Here is a 712-nt window from a genome sequence, read left to right on the forward strand (position 1 = left end):
CAATGCGGTGCTGAAGCCCATCACTAGCGTGGCAATAGCGCTACCCTGCTTATGAGGCGGGGCTAACTTGGATGCTACGGTCAAGGCTGTCACTACGAATACCCCAGTACTCAGCGCAAGGATGATGCGGGATGCGATAAGGAAAGCAAATCCAGGTAGTAAAACGGCAATTCCGTTACCGATGACGAATACGGTGAGTGAGTAGAGCATCAGCTTCCGACGCTCCAATCGGGCCGTTGCAGCCATCAGGAACGGAGTACCGAATGCGTAAGTAAGCGAGAACACAGTAATAAGCTGACCCGCTGCCGCAACGGTAATCCCCAGATCAACCGCGACTTTATCCAATATCCCCGCAATAATAAATTCGGACGTTCCTACCAAGAAACTGACAACCGCTAGCATATAGATTTTCCATGTATTTGACACCTTTGTATGGCTCCTCTCCGAACACCTATTATTTTATATTTCTAAATATATAGAATTAAAGTACAAAAAAAATTACTCCAGCAAGTAGGGGGCATATTTCTGAGCGATTTGACGGTTAACGCTATAGTAAATGTATGTACCGTCCTTGCGGAGATCTAGCAGGCCACAATCCGTCAATTGTTTCAGATGGTGAGATAATGTTGAACCAGCGACAGACTCCAGCTTGCCCCCAATATCCGAACAACACAAATTTTTCTCCTCCGTGAGTAGAAGAGCGATCTTCAGC

The 712-nt window shown here is 46.6% G+C and carries 2 protein-coding genes; both read right to left on the reverse strand.

Annotated elements, in window-relative coordinates:
* On the reverse strand, positions 1-426 hold a 426-nt coding region (locus AC1DWB_RS36675), incomplete at its 3' end, for an MFS transporter (RefSeq protein WP_477545958.1).
* 72 nt (positions 427-498) lie between these two features.
* Positions 499-711 carry an ArsR/SmtB family transcription factor gene (locus AC1DWB_RS36680; protein ID WP_477545959.1) on the reverse strand — a complete coding sequence of 71 codons (213 nt, stop codon included), beginning with the start codon at positions 709-711 and terminating at the stop codon, positions 499-501.
* Position 712 lies beyond the last annotated feature (1 nt).

This window comes from Paenibacillus sp. P4_E11 (assembly GCF_056401635.1).